The 16,726-nt window shown below is 63.8% G+C and carries 13 protein-coding genes and 2 pseudogenes; 3 read left to right on the forward strand and 12 right to left on the reverse strand.

The genetic code is table 11. From position 1 onward, the window contains the following. Nucleotides 1–255: 255 nt before the first annotated feature. A complete protein-coding gene (locus NA29_RS12695; RefSeq protein WP_039398572.1) occupies nt 256–780 on the reverse strand; it encodes a hypothetical protein in 525 nt (174 codons plus the stop codon). 534 nt (nt 781–1,314) lie between these two features. Between NA29_RS12695 and gor the strand changes: the two genes are divergently transcribed. After that, a complete protein-coding gene (gene gor, locus NA29_RS12700) occupies nt 1,315–2,676 on the forward strand; it encodes a glutathione-disulfide reductase (protein ID WP_039398575.1) in 1,362 nt (453 codons plus the stop codon). 90 nt (nt 2,677–2,766) lie between these two features. On the opposite strand, the gene NA29_RS12705 is transcribed toward gor, so the two are convergent. From NA29_RS12705 to NA29_RS12750, 11 genes and pseudogenes are all read right to left on the reverse strand, one after another. Next, a complete protein-coding gene (locus tag NA29_RS12705; RefSeq protein ID WP_084103710.1) occupies nt 2,767–4,155 on the reverse strand; it encodes a sodium-dependent transporter in 1,389 nt (462 codons plus the stop codon). Nucleotides 4,156–4,386: 231 nt separating this feature from the next. After that, a complete protein-coding gene (locus NA29_RS12710; protein ID WP_039403349.1) occupies nt 4,387–5,148 on the reverse strand; it encodes a phytanoyl-CoA dioxygenase family protein in 762 nt (253 codons plus the stop codon). A gap of 150 nt (nt 5,149–5,298) precedes the next feature. After that, nucleotides 5,299–5,667, reverse strand: coding sequence for a hypothetical protein (locus tag NA29_RS12715; protein WP_039398577.1), 369 nt, complete (start codon nt 5,665–5,667; stop codon nt 5,299–5,301). 183 nt (nt 5,668–5,850) lie between these two features. Further along, complete coding sequence (locus tag NA29_RS12720; protein WP_039398579.1) at nt 5,851–6,102, reverse strand: hypothetical protein; 252 nt, start codon at nt 6,100–6,102, stop codon at nt 5,851–5,853. An 82-nt stretch (nt 6,103–6,184) separates the two neighbouring features. Continuing rightward, nucleotides 6,185–6,418 carry a formate dehydrogenase subunit delta gene (locus tag NA29_RS12725; RefSeq protein ID WP_039398581.1) on the reverse strand — a complete coding sequence of 78 codons (234 nt, stop codon included), beginning with the start codon at nt 6,416–6,418 and terminating at the stop codon, nt 6,185–6,187. Nucleotides 6,419–6,451: 33 nt separating this feature from the next. Then, the gene (gene fdhD, locus NA29_RS12730) at nt 6,452–7,384 is read right to left on the reverse strand and encodes a formate dehydrogenase accessory sulfurtransferase FdhD (RefSeq protein WP_224786786.1); all 933 of its coding nucleotides are present in this window, start codon (nt 7,382–7,384) and stop codon (nt 6,452–6,454) included. 40 nt (nt 7,385–7,424) lie between these two features. Further along, nucleotides 7,425–10,310 carry a formate dehydrogenase subunit alpha gene (fdhF, locus tag NA29_RS12735; protein ID WP_039398585.1) on the reverse strand — a complete coding sequence of 962 codons (2,886 nt, stop codon included), beginning with the start codon at nt 10,308–10,310 and terminating at the stop codon, nt 7,425–7,427. Nucleotides 10,311–10,370: 60 nt separating this feature from the next. Then, nucleotides 10,371–11,675 (reverse strand): annotated as a pseudogene (locus tag NA29_RS12740) (complex I 51 kDa subunit family protein); the annotation flags it as partial. A 69-nt stretch (nt 11,676–11,744) separates the two neighbouring features. After that, a pseudogene (locus tag NA29_RS26565) lies at nt 11,745–12,005 on the reverse strand (formate dehydrogenase); the annotation flags it as partial. After that, nucleotides 11,998–12,480 carry an NAD(P)H-dependent oxidoreductase subunit E gene (locus NA29_RS12745; protein ID WP_039398589.1) on the reverse strand — a complete coding sequence of 161 codons (483 nt, stop codon included), beginning with the start codon at nt 12,478–12,480 and terminating at the stop codon, nt 11,998–12,000. The pseudogene NA29_RS26565 and the gene NA29_RS12745, both read right to left, overlap by 8 nt. A gap of 258 nt (nt 12,481–12,738) precedes the next feature. Then, nucleotides 12,739–13,812, reverse strand: coding sequence for a substrate-binding domain-containing protein (locus tag NA29_RS12750; RefSeq protein WP_039398591.1), 1,074 nt, complete (start codon nt 13,810–13,812; stop codon nt 12,739–12,741). A gap of 241 nt (nt 13,813–14,053) precedes the next feature. Here NA29_RS12750 and NA29_RS12755 point away from each other — a divergent pair, with 241 nt between their 5' ends. Both NA29_RS12755 and NA29_RS25765 read left to right on the forward strand, forming a co-directional pair. Further along, the gene (locus NA29_RS12755) at nt 14,054–16,366 is read left to right on the forward strand and encodes an FdhF/YdeP family oxidoreductase (protein WP_039398593.1); all 2,313 of its coding nucleotides are present in this window, start codon (nt 14,054–14,056) and stop codon (nt 16,364–16,366) included. Further along, nucleotides 16,359–16,646 (forward strand): helix-turn-helix domain-containing protein, encoded by a 288-nt coding sequence (locus NA29_RS25765; protein WP_039398595.1) that lies wholly within the window; start codon nt 16,359–16,361, stop codon nt 16,644–16,646. Before NA29_RS12755 ends, NA29_RS25765 begins: the two co-directional genes overlap by 8 nt. Nucleotides 16,647–16,726 lie beyond the last annotated feature (80 nt).

Raw genomic sequence — 16,726 nt, forward strand, 5'->3', positions numbered from 1 at the left:
ACGCAGCGTGAGGCAATACGGGCACGGCACAGGCAAGCGTGGCGGGGAATGAACGAAGTACGGCAGTCCCACGTGCTTTCAGACGCACAGGACTGCGATCAACGCGGCGGTGAGTTCGGCACGCAACGCGTTCGGGATGTACCGGCCCATCAAAGGCCCGGGAGGTCCGGACGTCCCGACTGCCCGAAACGCATCGCAAATGAAACGGCGACGCGATCCGCGAAGGCGATATGACTCGCCGCGAAGCGCGAATGCCTAGAAATGCAGTCCGAAGTATTCCGGTGCACCGGCGAACAACTGGGTATTGAGGACGGGATTGGTCAACGCGCGATGCCAGAGCGTCTGATACAGCCCCGTGAGTCCGGCGCGCGGTCCGTTCACCATGCCATCCGCGCCCGACGTCAGCCCGGCATTGCCGAGCGTCCCGCTTAGCGTGCGACCGCTGACGATGACCGGGTCTGCCGCCCACGCACCCGCGTCCGCGAATACGTCGTGCCACGGCGCGGGGGCCGCACCTACAAGCGCTGGCGGCGGCGACCCCGGCGCCGTATGGGGCGACACCCGGGCCGACGCCCGGGCCGCACGCTTCGAACGTGCGGCCCGTGTCGGCCGGACGCCAGACTTGGCCTGCGCCGTTGCGGTCTTCGTCGCCGTCGGCACACCGGTGGGATTCACGGTATGCGACGGATTGGCGGCATGTGCCGATGCCACCATCCAGAAGCAACACAACAACGCCAGCGCCGAGCTGGCGCCCATCAGGCGGGTAAGCGACTTCGTCATGACATCCTCGTGTATCGGCGGTGATTCCCGCCTGTCTTGAGTTAGTCAGAGCAAATTTCGGACCACGAGAGACAACTGTTTGATTCTTATACACTTCTTATTCCACCATTCGCAGATGTCCGAAGAATTCCCGAGATTTGTTTCACTTCAGAAACATCCGGCAACCGCGATTGATCATCGACGATACGTTTTCATCGCCTTGTGGGCCGGTGTCCGCGCTCGCCGGTGAAGCATTGATCTACTTTCGACGCTTCGATTGTCGTCCCACGTTTCGTCTGACGCATTGATGTGGATCAACGAAAGCGCACGACCGTGCGAAAACCCGAATTGACGGACGATGCGTGTTATGGCGAGGCATCTCCACGTTTTAATCACGGTCAATGAGGCGTTGACCGACCCGGGACTCGGATGCCTCCGAAAATGTCGGCGCCCCCCCGATGTAGGGAGCATGTCTCTGGCACAATCGCTCAACGCTAGCAGCACGGGGCCATCGACCGACTGTCCGGTGTGCCCAATGACATAAAGGAGTCAGCAATGTCCCAGTTCGATGTGGATCTGTTCGTGATCGGTGCCGGTTCGGGTGGCGTAAGGGCCGCACGCGTCGCCGCGCAATACGGCGCTCGCGTGAAGGTCGCAGAAGAGTTTCGCGTGGGTGGCACGTGCGTCATTCGCGGTTGCGTGCCGAAGAAGCTGTTGGTCTATGCCAGCCGGTTTGCCGACGAATTCGAAGACGCCGCGGGTTTCGGCTGGGAAGTCCCCTCCCCCAAGTTCGACTGGAAAACGCTGATCGCCCGCAAGGACGCCGAGATTGCGCGACTCGAAGGCATCTATACGACTAACCTCGAACGCGCGGGGGCCGAACTCATCGCCGCGCGCGCCGTGGTCGAAGGCCCGCACACGGTCGTACTGCCCGCCACCGGTGAGCGCGTGACCGCGCGCAACATCCTGATCGCAACGGGCGGACGTCCGGCAGATCAGCCGCACTTCGTCGGACGCGAGCACGCCATTTCGTCAAACGAAGTGTTTCATCTCGAATCGCTCCCCGAGCGGATTACGATCATCGGCGGCGGTTACATTGCACTGGAATTCGCAGGCGTTTTCGCCGGGCTGGGCTCGAAGGTGAGCGTCGTGCATCGTGGGCCGCATTTGCTGCGTGGTTTCGACGAGGAAGTTCGGACGTCGCTTGAAGCCGCGTATCGCGAGCGAGGTATTGAGATCCTGCTTGAGCGTACGATCGAGCGTGCAGAGAAGATTCAGGACGGCTTGCGCATTACGCTGTCGGACGGCAGCGCGCACGAAGCGGACGTGCTGCTGAGCGCTGCGGGGCGTGTGCCGTACACGCAAGGACTCGGGCTGGCGGCAAGCGGCGTGGCACTTAACGACAAGGGGGCGGTGATCGTCGACGAGTTCTCGCGCACGAATGTGCCGTCTATCTTTGCCGTTGGCGACGTCACCGATCGCGTGAACCTCACGCCGATGGCGATTCGCGAAGGTCAGGCGTTCGCGGATACGGTGTTCGGGGAGCGCACCACGCGCGTCGACCACAAACTGATCCCGACAGCCGTTTTCAGCACGCCCGAAATCGGTGTTGTCGGACTGACCGAGAGTGAGGCCCGCGCACAGTACGCACAGCTCAAAGTGTACAAAGCCACCTTCCGCCCGCTCAAGGCAACGCTGTCAGGCCGTCAGGAAAAGATTCTGATGAAGCTGCTCGTCGATGGCGTGACCGACAAGATCGTCGGCGCGCATATGGTCGGGGATCACGCAGGAGAACAGGTGCAGTTGCTGGGCGTCGCGCTGTCGATGGGTGCGACGAAGGCCGACTTCGATCGCACGTTGGCAGTGCACCCGACGGCCGCCGAAGAGTGGGTGACGATGCGCACGCCGGTGCCCTAAAGCGGCGCCAACCGACGCGGGTGCTGACGCCACTTTCTTTTGGTCAGTGCCCGCGTCCGGCGATCCGCGTCGAAGCCTTGGAACGTTTCCTTAGAACGTCTGATACCAGACGCCGAAGATAGCAATCGGCGTGAGCACCAGCAGCAGCGCGCGCCAAATCGGTACAAACCACTTCGCGCGCGAACCTTCCAGCACAGTACGCGCCTTGGGCCAGATGCACGCTCCGACGAAGATCGCGATGCAAAGCCCACCCACCGGCATCAGCAGATTGACGGTGACGTAGTCCATCAGATCGAAGATCGTACGGTCGAACAGTCGCACCTCCGACCAGATGCCGAACGACAGAGCCGCCGGTGCACCGAACAGGAATGTCGCGACGAACACGGCGAGGACTGCCCGACCACGCCGCCATTGATATTCGTCGATCAGAAAGGCCGTGACCGGCTCGAACAGCGAGACGGCCGAGGTCAGCGCAGCGAACAGCAACAGCAAAAAGAACGCGATGGCAATGGCGTGGCCGAACGGCATCTGCGCAAAGATGGCCGGCATGGTGATGAATGTGAGGCCGGGACCGGCGTCGGGCGGTACGCCGAACGCGAACACGGCGGGGAGAATCATCAGACCGGCAAGGCAGCACGCGAGCGTCGCGAGCGTTGCGACCCAGACGGCCGAACCAGCGAGCCGTGCATCGCGCGGCAGATAGGATCCGTAGACCACGATCATGCCCGCCCCCAGCGACAACGAGAAGAACGCCAGTCCCAGTGCTTCGAGCAACGTCTTGCCAGAGATCATCGAAAAGTCGGGCGTAAGGAACCAGGCCACACCCGCCATCGCGCCGGGCAACGTGAGCGCCCGGGCAATGACCAGCAACATCAGCAGGAACAGCGCAGGCATGAGCCACTTGCCTGCCCGCTCGATTCCTTTCTGCACACCGGCCGCTACGATCAACGCCGTCATCCCGAGAAACACCCCCATGCTCGCAAGTGATGCCACCGGATTTGCGGTGAACGCCGAGAACTCCGCGACCAGCCGCTGCGTATCGTTCGCGAGGACCGAACCGGTGAATGCGCGCATCAGGTACGTCACCGTCCAGCCACCGACCACGACGTAGAACGAGAGAATCGCGAATGCATTGAACGTGGCGATGCGGCCGACCCACGCCCAGGCACGACCGCCGAGCGTGCGCAATGCGGTCGTAATGGACTGCCCCGTCAGGCGGCCAACCGTCATCTCTGCCAGCAACAGGGCGACGCCGAGCGTCAGCACACAGGCCAGATAGACGGCGAGGAACGCACCGCCGCCGTGCTGCCCGACGACGTACGGAAATTTCCAGACCGCACCCAGGCCAACGGCAGAGCCGGCGGCGGCGAGCACAAAACCCAGCCGCGATCCCCAGGTGGCACGGCTCGCTTCGCCCGAAGCATCGATAGCAGAGGGCGATGCCGCTGGGGCAGCAGGTGAGATGGGTAAATGGGACACGTGTCTCCTCCGGAAACGGACGTGCAGCCACTCGTTCCACGCGGCTTTGCACCGCGCGGGAGCGACACGTCACTGGTTCATGGAATGGCGTCACGCAGATTACTGGCGCGGCACGGCATCGATATCGGAACGATGCGGCTCACGTGCGTCAGCGCGCGACACCATAAGGGTGGCCGGAGAGTCTACGCGGGAAAAGGTGCCTACCGGTTTAGGAAAGCACCCAAATTGGCATCAGTGGCCGAGTTCGACCTCGCCTGCCGAGGCAGAACGCGTCCCCGGTTTCGGCGGATTGCTCTCGCCCCGGTATGCGAACACGACCGAGAATTTGGTGGTATCGCCCTCATTGCGGCCAGCCGCGTGAAATAGTCCGCTGTGGAACAGCACGACGTCGCCTTGTGCAAGCTCAACCTGCTTGCCGCGCGCCACGAGCGGCCCATTGTCCGGCTCGTCGGGACGCAGGAAGTCCAGCGAATCGAGCTGATGCGGCTGGAGTTGCTCGCGGTGCGAACCGGGAATGAAGCGAAGCGCGCCGTTGTCGCGCGTCTCCGGCCCCAGCGCCAGCCAGACCGAAACCAGTGAGTTCTCGGGGAATGACCAATAGCGAATATCGCGATGCCAGCCGGTCGCCGTACCGAAGTGCGGATGTTTCGTCATGACGCAATTGTGATGCGCGAGCGTCAGCACCACGTCTTCGCCGAAGATCTGGGCAAGCGATTCGATCAGATCCGGGCGCGTGGCCCAGTTGCGAAGTGCATCGCCGCGATCGTAAGCCTTGAGCAGACGGCGAACTGTCTGGCCACCCTCGGCCTCGCGCGATTGCGGCGCCCCCTCATAGCCCACATCGGCTTCGAATTCGAGCGGTAGCGTGGCCGCCGCCAACTGCGCTCGCACATCGGCCAGAATCGCCTCGCAGTCGGCCTGCGCGACGTAGCGCGGAAGGATCAGATAACCGTCGTTACGAAAGGTTTCGAGTTGCGATGCGGTAAGCGCCATGATGGTCGGCGAAGCGGGCAATAAGCTGGCTGTTAATGGGAAATGACGAGGACTTGGGTTTCGCTGTAACCGGATGAATCGGGAGGACTTGCAGGGTCATGGCCGTTGACGTCGTTGCTGCATCACATAGCGTCGTGACGGCAATGGCGCTCAGGCGGCGCGTTTACGTCGTCGGGGCGGCAGATCGCCGGCCGTCTTGCGTTCGAGCTTGGGTTCGGGCTGCGGCACGTCGGTGCCGGGCAACGACGCCTGCGGATTACCGGCGGGACGCGGCGTATCGACCACGCTGCGCAGACGGTCGAGCTCACGCGTGAGCTTTGCCAATTGGTATTCGAGCTGGCAGTTACGGCGATACAGCGTGCGCATTTTCTGGCTGAGCGCCTGCGTCTGTGTCCAGTATTCCGGATACATGACGAAACGCCCATCCGGGCGTTCGACGACGCCAAGCCCGCTCTGTCCCATCACGTCGATGGTTTCCAGCGCGTAGCGTCGAACTTTTTTTACCGTACCTGCCGCCATTTATTTCCTACAGTCCCAGCCTGAGAGAGTCAGGCGCGGCATTTTGCCACGAATTCGCCCCGCCCGGGCGGCAAACCCGCGTCGGACCGGACATTTATTTTTCTGCCGCGGCCCCGCAGGACGGGGCTGCGAGCAAGTTCCCGAAGCATCGGGACGCAATCTCCCGGCATTGCACAGCAATTATTACGGCTTCGGCGTCTTACCGGTGTCGATGGAAACCGGATCGCTTGCCGGGAAGGTTTCCTCCAGCCCCTTGTCGAGACGCTTCGTCTCGCTGGGTCGCGACGCGGGAACCCGCTTCGGTTTGTCGACTTCGATGGACACGGGATCGCTCGCCGGAAACGTCTCCTCAAGCGCTTCGTCGAGGTCGCGTTCCACGGCGTCCTCCTTGTGGGGATGCTGTGGGCCGGGCTTGCGCGTGGGGGTATCGCTCATCAAGTCCTCCGCTGATAGGGCCGCGCCGGTGCGCGACCGTCACGCCTACTATACCGCGAGCAGCGTAGGCTCGCGCGTCGTGTCAGACCGCTGGCATCAGACGCACACGGTGGCGCGTCAACGCTTCGCGCACGAGTGGGTGCATTTCCTCACCGTCCGGGGTCTCGACGAGGGCCAGAATCTGCGAACGCATGCGTGGATCCCAGAATTTATGCAGATGCGTCGCGACCTGATCCAGCGCTTCCTCGCGATCGGGCAACGAGTCGAAGAAGTCTGCAATGCGATTGGCCATACGCACGAGGTTGTTGCCGTCCATCGAAAGTCTCCCGCTCCGTCAGGGTCAAGGCGGTCAGACGCGCTCGTCGAGCGCCGCCCCGCCGGTGTAAATCACGCACTGCTCGCCACGTACGAAGCCCACGAGCGCCACACCAGCCGCCTGCGCCGTCCGCACCGCCAGCGCCGTTGCCGCCGATACGGCCGCCACCATCGGAATGCCGACTTGCGCCGCTTTCTGCACGATCTCGACGCTGGCGCGACTGGTCATCAGCACAAAGCCACTGTCGAACGCACGCCCCTCGCGCGCGAGCGCCCCGATGAGTTTGTCGAGCGCGTTATGACGGCCGACGTCTTCCCGCAGACAAACGATCTCGCCCTGCGGCGAGCACCAGGCCGCGCCGTGCACCGCTCCGGTCACCCCGTTGAGTGCCTGATGCGCGGCGAGCCCCGCATGCGCCGCCGCCAGTGCCGCATGGGTCACGCGCAACGGCTCGCCAGCGGACGGCAACGGCCGCAACACCTGATCCAGACTCTCCGTGCCGCAAAGCCCGCACCCGGTGCGGCCCGTCAGGTTGCGACGCCGCTCCTTGAGCCCGGCAAACGCGCGCGAAGACACTTCGAGGTGCGCGGTAATCCCGAGCGAGGTCGCCGAGACGTCCACCCCGTAACACTCGCGCCGGTCGTTCAGAATGCCTTCCGACAGCGCGAACCCCAGCGCGAAATCTTCGATATCGGCGGGTGTCGCCAGCATCACCACGTGCGAAATGCCGTTGAACTCCAGCGCGACGGGCACTTCTTCGGCGAGTTCGTCGCTCGCCGCCTGCCACGCGCCATGACGGAAACGCCGCACGGCGAACGTCGCGTGCGGCGAGAGGCTTTCGGGGTCGATAGCGGTCGGCGCCACATCGCACACGGGCGCGGCGATGCCATCGATCGCATTGCTGGCATCGCCGGACAATTCACCGGCTTCGCGGCCTTCAGCCACTTCACGTAACGGGTTGGACATCGTCAAACACTGACTCCAGGTCATTCCAGGGTTCGCGCCCCTACTTCGCCGACACCGGTTCGACGGGGTTGCGGGCCGCATCAAGTAATTCGAGCTGCGTGCGGTTGAAGGATGAATACTTGGCCTGCCACGCCGACGGCTGCACCACCGGCAGCACCTGCACAGCCGTCACCTTGTATTCCGGGCAATTCGTTGCCCAGTCCGAGTTATCCGTCGTGATGACGTTCGCGCCCGATTCCGGGAAATGGAACGTCGTATAAACCACGCCCGGTTGCATACGTTCGCTGAGCACCGCGCGCAGCACCGTCTCGCCCGCCCGGCTCCGAATGCCAACCCAGTCGTCATCCTTGATGCCCCGCTCCTGCGCGTCGTGCGGGTGGATTTCGAGCCGATCTTCGTCGTGCCAGTGAACGTTGTGCGTGCGGCGTGTCTGCGCCCCGACATTGTATTGCGAGAGGATGCGCCCCGTGGTGAGCAGCAGCGGGTAGCGCGGCGTGACCTTCTCGTCCGTCGGCACGTAACGCGTGATGATGAAGCGTCCCTTACCGCGCACAAAGGCGTCGACGTGCATGATCGGCGTGCCGTCGGGTGCCTCGTCGTTGCACGGCCATTGCAGACTGCCCGCTTCGTCCAGACGCGCATAACTCACGCCATGGAACGTCGGGGTGAGCCGTGCGATCTCGTCCATGATCTCGGACGGATGCGCGTACGGCATGTCGTAGCCCAGCCGCCTGGCCAGCGCGATGGTGACTTCCCAGTCGGCCATGCCCGGCAAAGGCGCCATCACCCGGCGCACGCGAGAAATGCGTCGCTCGGCGTTCGTGAACGTGCCGTCCTTTTCAAGGAACGTCGTACCCGGCAGCAGCACGTGCGCATACTTGGCGGTCTCGTTCAGGAAGATGTCCTGCACGACGATGCACTCCATTGCCTCCATCGCCGCTGCCACGTGCTGCGTGTTGGGGTCGGACTGCACGATGTCTTCGCCCTGACAGTAAAGTCCCTTGAAGCTGCCGTGGATGGCCGCGTCGAACATGTTCGGGATACGCAGTCCCGGCTCTGACTGCAACGTCACGCCCCACGCGGCTTCGAATTCCTCGCGCACCAGCGTGTCGGACACATGCCGGTAGCCCGGCAACTCGTGCGGGAACGAGCCCATGTCGCATGAGCCCTGCACGTTGTTCTGTCCGCGCAAGGGGTTCACGCCAACCCCTTCGCGCCCGACGTTGCCCGTCGCCATCGCAAGGTTCGCGATGCCCATGACCGTAGTCGAGCCCTGCGCGTGCTCCGTGACGCCCAGCCCGTAGTAGATCGCCGCGTTGCCGCCTGTCGCGTACAGGCGCGCAGCACCGCGAATCTCCTCGGCAGGCACGCCCGTCACCACGGACACCGCCTCGGGCGAATTCTCCGGTAGCGCCACGAAATCGCGCCACTGTGCAAACGCTCTGTCTTCGCAACGCTGGGCTATGAACGCGTCGGCCAGCAGTCCCTCGGTGACGATCACGTGCGCCAGCGCATTGACCATCGCCACGTTGGTGCCGGGACGCAGCGGCAAATGGAACGCCGCCTTCACGTGCGGTCCGTCGACGATATCGATGCGACGTGGATCGATCACGATGAGCTTCGCCCCCTCGCGCACACGACGCTTGAGCCGTGAGGCGAAGACGGGATGCCCGTCCGTCGGGTTCGCGCCCATCACGAGAATCACGTCGGCGTGTTCGATCGACTTGAAGGTCTGCGTACCGGCCGACTCGCCCAGCGTCTGCTTCAGTCCGTAACCCGTCGGCGAATGACAGACGCGCGCGCAAGTATCCACGTTGTTATTGCCGAACGCAGCGCGCACGAGCTTCTGGACGAGATACGTCTCTTCGTTCGTGCAGCGCGACGACGTAATGCCACCAATGGCATCGACACCGTACTTCGCCTGCAAGCGACGGAACTCCGATGCCGCGTAGTCGAGCGCCTCGTCCCACGACACCTCGCGCCACGGATCGGTGATCTTGCTGCGGATCATCGGCTTGGTGATGCGCTCCTTGTGCGTGGCGTAGCCCCAGGCGAAGCGTCCCTTGACGCAGGCATGGCCTTCGTTCGCGAGACCGTCCTTGTACGGGGTCATGCGCACGACCTCGCCGCCCTTCATCTCCGCCTTGAACGCACAGCCGACGCCGCAATACGCGCACGTCGTCACGACCGCGTGCTCGGGCTGTCCCATCTCGACGATGCTCTTTTCCTGCAACGTGGCCGTCGGGCATGCCGCCACGCAAGCGCCACACGATACGCACTCCGAGTCCATGAACGGCTGATCCTGGCCAGCCGAGACGCGCGCCTCGAAGCCACGCCCGGAGATCGTCAGCGCGAAGGTGCCCTGCGTCTCCTCGCAAGCCCGTACGCAACGGTTACACACGATGCATTTCGAAGGGTCGTACGTGAAGTACGGATTGGACTCGTCCTTGGTGCTGTGAATGTGGTTATCGCCGTCGAAGCCGTAGCGAACTTCGCGCAATCCGGTCACACCGGCCATGTCCTGCAACTCGCAATCGCCGTTGGCCGCGCAGGTCAGGCAGTCCAGCGGGTGATCGGAGATGTAAAGCTCCATCACGTTGCGCCGCAGGTCCTGCAACTTAGGTGATTGCGTGCGCACCTTCATGCCCGGCTCGACGGGCGTGGTGCACGAGGCGGGGAATCCGCGCCGCCCCTCGATTTCGACCAGACACAGGCGACACGACCCGAACGGTTCGAGGGAATCCGTCGCACAGAGTTTGGGGATGTTGACGTCGTTGCCCGCTGCCGCGCGCATGATCGAGGTGCCCGCCGGAACCGTTACGCTCAGACCGTCGATCTCCAGCGTGACCTCGACCTCGCTCTCACGCCGCGGCGTGCCCATGTCGGGGCCGTGGCCCGGCGAGACTTGTGCATTCGGATGGATCATGTGTCGTTCTCCCATTCAGACGTGCAGTCTTTGGACGTTGACGTCTTAGATGTGAATACATCAAGCGGCTTCGGCGCATCCGGCGCCGTCGGGCAGACCGAAGTCCGCCGGGAAATGTTCGAGTGCAGAGCGCACGGGGAACGGCGTCATGCCGCCCATCGCGCAGAGCGAGCCGGACACCATCGTGTCGCAAAGGTCATGCAGCAACTGCACCTGGCGCGTGGACGTGTCCCCGCGCCGGATCCGCTCGATCACCTCGACCCCACGCGTCGACCCGATCCGGCACGGCGTGCACTTGCCGCACGATTCGAGCGCGCAGAATTCCATCGCATAGCTCGCCAGTCCGGCCATGTCGGCCGTGTCGTCGTGGACCACAACACCGCCATGCCCCACCACAGCACCCAACGCCGCGTAGGCCTCGTAGTCCATCGGCACGTCCCATTGCGCGTCGGGCAGATAAGCGCCAAGCGGCCCGCCGACCTGGATGGCCTTCGCGGGACGCCCGCTCGCCGTGCCACCACCGAAGTCGTCGAGAAGCGAGCGCAACGTCACGCCGAATGCCAGTTCCACCAGCCCGCCGCGACGGACGTTGCCCGCCAGTTGCACGGGCAGCGTGCCTTGCGACCGGCCCATGCCGTACTCGCGATAGGCCTGTGCCCCATGCGCGAAGATGTACGGCACGCTCGCCAGCGTGATCACGTTGTTGATGAGCGTGGGCTTGCCGAAAAGACCGGACAGCGCGGGGATCGGCGGCTTGGCACGCACCACACCGCGCTTGCCTTCAAGGCTTTCGAGCAGCGCCGTTTCCTCTCCGCAGATATAAGCGCCAGCGGCCTTCGCCACGCGCAATTCGCAGGCCCGCCCGGAACCGAGGACATCCGACCCGAGCCAACCCTCACGACGCGCCACGGCAATCGCCGCCTCCAGTGCCGCGATTGCGTGGGGATATTCGCTGCGCACGTAGACGATGCCTTCGCTCGCGCCAACGCTCAGTGCCGCGATCACCATCCCTTCGATGAGCACGAACGGATCGCTTTCCATGATGAGGCGGTCGGCAAACGTGCCGGAGTCGCCTTCGTCCGCATTGCAGACGACGTACTTCTGCGCGGACTGCGCGCGACTTACCGTGCGCCACTTGATGCCTGCCGGGAATGCCGCACCTCCGCGTCCACGCAGCCCCGAGTCGAGCACCGTCTGACAGGCGGCCTCCGCGTCGAGCGCGAGGCAGGCGCGAAGGCCAGCGAGGCCGCCGTGCGCGAGATAGTCAACCGGGTCCAGCGGGTCGGTCACGCCCACGCGGGCGAACGTCAATCGTTGCTGACGCGCCAGATACGGAATCGTTTCTACACGCCCCACACAGGCGGGCATGTCGGCGTCCCAGCTTCCGTCGGGATCCTCTGACGAGACATCGCGCTCAGCGTCCTTCGCTGCGCACTCGGGCCAACCGCTGTCGAACAGCGCTGCGACCTGCGACGGCTGCACGTTGCTGTATCCCACGCGCCCCGCAGGCGTCGCTACCTCGACGAGAGGCTCCAGCCAGAACAGGCCCCGCGAGCCATTACGAACGATATCGATGGCAACGCCACGCCGGGTCGCTTCGGCGGCCACCGCCGCCGCAACCCTGTCCGCGCCCAGCGCAAGCGCGGCGGAGTCACGCGGAATGTAGATGCGCAAAGACTTCGACGTCTCAGTCATGACGACCCTCCTCGCTGGCGACGGCATCGGCGAGCAACGCGTCGAAGCGTGCAGGACTGACGCGTGCATGCAATTCGCCGTTGATCGTCACCGCGGGCGACAACGCGCATTGACCAAGGCAGTAGACCGATTCGACGCCCACGCCATTGCATGCGTCGCCATCGATGTGCGCACCGGTACAGGCTTCAATATGGGCGACGAGCGCTTCGCCGTCGCGACTGCGGCATGCCTCTGCACGGCAGACCTGTACGACGGTCGACGGCGGCGGTGCGCTGCGAAAGTGGTGGTAGAAGGTAATGACGCCGTAAACTTCGGCGCGAGAGAGATTCAGCGCAGCAGCGATGGCCGGCACATGGGCGGGATCGACGTAGCCGTCGGCGTCCTGCAAAGCATGCAGCAGCGGCAACAACTCGTGTGCGCGGCCGGCGTGGCGAGCCAGCAGCGGCGCGAGCGTCGCGTGAGGTGTGGGCACCATCTCGAATTGTCTCCTGGGGCAAGACCGCGTTTCATATGTTCTTGATTGCATATGATGACAGCAGGTCTTTTGGGGGCTCAGTCCTTAAGACAGTAGACCAAACTCCCCGCCCCAACAAGCCTCGTGCAAATACCGATACCATCACCCGACCATCCGCGCCGCAATGCAGCATGATGCAGACATCCAGCCCATGCGTGCCGGGCGTCGATCATGGAAAAACATCCCGCACCTCATATGCATGCAAATACATATGAAAAATCATCCCAGTGACGGGAATGCCTCGGACAACGGCGTCACTCGCCCCGTCGCCCCTTCGCTGTAGCCCGGGATGGCGTGAACGGCCTGCCGGTATTCGCCACTCTGGAGAATCTCAAGCAAAGCCTGAAGATGCGGGGACTCGCTGCCGCTCTCCGGGAACATCAGGCAATAACGCTCCGTGAGGATGGGAATGAAATCGAGGCCGAACTGACTCGCGGCGGCTTCGATGGCGAGACCGGCATCGGCGCGTCCGCTGGCGATATACGCAGCAACGGCGGCGTGCGTGAATTCAATGTTCTCCGCACCGGCCACCGTCGTGGGATCGATGCCGTCCTGCGCGAGCAGCAGGTCGTAAATGATGCGCGTGCCGGACCCGCGCTCGCGGTTCGCGAAGCGCGCGCCCGTGCGCGGCAGGTCGGCCAGCGTCCGGATGCCGAGCGGGTTACCGCGCGCCACGAGCAGACCGAGACGCCGCGACGCCACGTCCGCCACGCGATACGACTTCCCCTTGAGCAGCGGCATGTACTGATCGAGCACCGGCTCGGCGAGCGCGCCAATTGGCACATGAAAGCTCGCGACTTCGCATTCGTGCTTGGCAAGCGCGGCAATCGCCTCGATGCTGCCGCGATAGCTGACGTCGATAGGCAAACCGGCGCGTCCCGCGAAATCGACCAACGCCGCCACCGCCAGGCCGTGACTCGCAAAGAGCCGCAACTGATCGGTTTCCTGAAGCAGCAAATCGTCGAGTTCGGTCTGCAATTCGGACGCCATCGTCTCCAGCAACGGCCCGAGCCGCGCCTGCAGGCGCTTCTGCCCCCAGAGCAATCGCTGAGCGAGCGGCGTAAGGACAGCGCCGCGCCCACGCGCCATCGTGAGCAACGGCGCCCCCATCAGCGACTCCACTTCCTTCACATGTCCCCATGCGCCACGGTACGACTGTCCCAGCACCTGACTGGCGGCCTGCAAGTTGCCGTGCGTCTGCACTTCCGTAAGCAACGACAACACCTTGTCGAGTGGCAAGTCGCTGCCGTCGTGGCGAAATCGAAGTTGCGGGGCAATGGAGATACGCTTCATGGGACTCACCTTATATGCTATTCATTGCATAAATCAATTTATGCAAAATCCTGATAACATGCCTACAAACGTCGAATTAACAGGCACCTGAAGCTCCACATTCGCTTGAAGTTAGGAGCGAAATGTTTCGCAATTATGCATCAACTTGCCTATTTGACGTCAATCGTTTCCGTTTCCTCTGGACATTGCGCTCCCCCGAAGTTGGCGCAATGCGACAGTCACTCTAGCCAGAACACGCGTCATGTCTGCCCCGAAAATTGCCCCGTACGACCGTCCCGCCGGCGGTTGGGGCGCGCTCAAGAACGTCGCCATCCAACTCGTCACGCAAGGCATCCCGCTTAAAGGCGCGCGAACGCTGCTCAGCGCGAACCAGCCCAGCGGTTTCGATTGCCCTGGCTGCGCCTGGCCGGACCGCGAACACGCGTCGACCTTCGAATTTTGTGAGAACGGCGCGAAGGCTGTCGCGGCCGAGGCGACCAAGCGCCGGGTGACGCCTGAGTTCTTCGCTGAGCGCACCGTGACCGAGCTGCTCGAACTCGACGACTACACGCTCGAAGGTTACGGCCGCCTCACGCACCCGATGCGCTACGATGCCGCCACGGATCGCTATCTGCCCATCGCCTGGGATGCCGCGTTCGCCATGATCGGCGCGCATCTGCGTGCGTTGCCCGACCCCGATCAGGCGGCGTTCTACACCTCGGGACGCACAAGCAACGAAGCCGCCTTCCTCTATCAGCTGTTTGTCCGTCAGTACGGCACGAACAACTTCCCCGATTGCTCGAATATGTGTCACGAGCCGACCAGCGTGGGGTTGCCGCCGGTCGTCGGTCTGGGCAAAGGCACAGTCACGCTCGAAGACTTCGAACAGGCCGACACATTGCTGCTGTTCGGGCAGAACCCAGGCACCAACCATCCCCGAATGCTCGGCGAGTTGCGCGAAGCGGCCAAACGCGGCGCGACCATCGTATCGATCAACCTGCTGCATGAGCGGGGTCTCGAGCGCTTCGCCGACCCGCAGAGTCCGGGCGAAATGCTGAGCATGGGCGGCACGGCCATCAGCGGTCACTATGTCACGCCAGCGAGCGGCGGCGATTTCGCTTTCGTGAAGGGCGTCATCAAACATGTGCTGGAGCGCGACGCCGAGGCCCGCGCCAACGGCGAACCCGCCCTGCTCGACGACGCGTTCATCGCCGAACATACGCACGGATTCGACGACTTCGCCGCCGACGTGCGCGCCGAGCGCTGGGACGATCTGGAGCGCGCGTCCGGCGTGTCGCAGGCCCAGATGTGCCAGATTGCCGACGTCTATCTGCGCGGCGAACGGGTCATCGCAACCTGGGGCATGGGCATCACGCAGCACAAGCAGGCGGTGGCAACGATCCAGATGATCGTCAACCTCATGCTCCTGCGCGGCAACATCGGCCGTCCGGGCGCGGGTTTGTGCCCTGTGCGTGGCCACAGCAACGTGCAGGGCGACCGCACGGTCGGCATCAACGAGAAGCCGACGGCTGCATTCCTCGACCGGATCGGTCAGGTCTTCGACTTCACGCCGCCGCGCCGCGAAGGTCTTGGCGTCGTCGACACGATCTCGGCGATGCTCGCCGGACAGATCCGGGTCTTCATCGGCATGGGCGGTAATTTCGCGATGGCCACGCCCGACACGCCACGCACGTGGGAAGGTCTGCGTCAGTGCGATCTGACCGTGCATGTGGCGACGAAACTCAACCGCAGCCATCTGGTGCACGGCCGCGACGCGCTGATCCTGCCTTGCCTCGGCCGCACGGAAATCGATATGCAGAACGGTGCTGTACAAGGCGTGACCGTCGAAGATTCGATGAGCATGGTGCACCTGTCGTATGGCATCAACGCGCCGGCGTCGGAGCATCTGCGCTCGGAACCCGCCATTGTCGCGGGTATGGCGCAAGCGACAATGGGCCGCGCCGTCGGCGGGCATGACGACTGGCACTGGTACACCGAAGACTACGACCGCATTCGCGACGCCATTGCCGCCACGTTCGACGACTTTGCCGAATTCAACCGCCGCGTGCGCCACCCCGGCGGCTTCCGCCTGCCGGTGCCGCCGTCGGCGCGCCAATGGCTTACCGCCAACGGCCGCGCGAACTTCACCACGCACCCGCTGCCCGCCGAATTGCCCATCGACATCGCCCGCAAACAGGCGGGAGATCGCGGCGCGGACGTATTGCAACTCGCCACGATCCGCTCGCATGATCAGTACAACACCACGATCTACGGGCTGAACGACCGGTATCGCGGCGTGTTCGGTCAGCGGCGCGTCGTCTTCGCAAACATAGAAGATCTGGACGCGCTCGGTCTGCGCGCAGGCGAGCGAATCGACCTCGTCGGTGTGTGGAACGACGGCATCGCCCGTCGCGCGGACGACTTCCTACTGGTCGCCTACGACATTCCGCGCGGCAGCATCGCCGCGTACTATCCGGAGACGAACGGCCTCGTACCGCTCGACGCCATTGCCGACGGCGCAGGCACACCGACATCCAAGTCTGTTCCTGTGTTGCTGGAGCGCCGCCTTGGCTGACCTATCTCCCCCTGCCGACAGCGAACTGGCACAGGCGGAGCAAGAACTCGCCCGCCTGCTGCGAACACTTGGCGACGGGCGTCGTGAAGGCCGCGAGTCGATGTCGCTCGCGCGCCTGGCCAAGCGCAGCGCGTTGCCCATGAGCACGTTGCTGCGATACCTCAGTGTGCTCACCGAGGCTGGATGGGTCTCGCTGGAAGACGGCGAACGCGGCCTGCAACTTGCCCGGCTGACGTCGACGGGGGCCGAACAGCTGGATAGCCTTGGCAGTCCTCAGTAACCGCGCGTCCATTGAAAAACGACGGCGTATGACGGAAATGCGACGAAAGTAAGGCGCTGCAATACGACTGACATATTTCC

The sequence above is a fragment of the Pandoraea sputorum genome (assembly GCF_000814845.2).
Classification (GTDB): Bacteria; Pseudomonadota; Gammaproteobacteria; order Burkholderiales; family Burkholderiaceae; genus Pandoraea; species Pandoraea sputorum.

Coding starts and splice junctions, on each gene's coding strand:
- NA29_RS12695 (WP_039398572.1), bottom strand. CDS start 780: ATGACGAAGTCGCTTACCCGCCTGATGGGCGCCAGCTCGGCGCTGGCG.
- gor (WP_039398575.1), top strand. CDS start 1,315: ATGTCCCAGTTCGATGTGGATCTGTTCGTGATCGGTGCCGGTTCGGGT.
- NA29_RS12710 (WP_039403349.1), bottom strand. CDS start 5,148: ATGGCGCTTACCGCATCGCAACTCGAAACCTTTCGTAACGACGGTTAT.
- NA29_RS12715 (WP_039398577.1), bottom strand. CDS start 5,667: ATGGCGGCAGGTACGGTAAAAAAAGTTCGACGCTACGCGCTGGAAACC.
- NA29_RS12720 (WP_039398579.1), bottom strand. CDS start 6,102: ATGAGCGATACCCCCACGCGCAAGCCCGGCCCACAGCATCCCCACAAG.
- NA29_RS12725 (WP_039398581.1), bottom strand. CDS start 6,418: ATGGACGGCAACAACCTCGTGCGTATGGCCAATCGCATTGCAGACTTC.
- fdhD (WP_224786786.1), bottom strand. CDS start 7,384: ATGTCCAACCCGTTACGTGAAGTGGCTGAAGGCCGCGAAGCCGGTGAA.
- fdhF (WP_039398585.1), bottom strand. CDS start 10,310: ATGATCCATCCGAATGCACAAGTCTCGCCGGGCCACGGCCCCGACATG.
- NA29_RS12745 (WP_039398589.1), bottom strand. CDS start 12,480: ATGGTGCCCACACCTCACGCGACGCTCGCGCCGCTGCTGGCTCGCCAC.
- NA29_RS12750 (WP_039398591.1), bottom strand. CDS start 13,812: ATGAAGCGTATCTCCATTGCCCCGCAACTTCGATTTCGCCACGACGGC.
- NA29_RS12755 (WP_039398593.1), top strand. CDS start 14,054: ATGTCTGCCCCGAAAATTGCCCCGTACGACCGTCCCGCCGGCGGTTGG.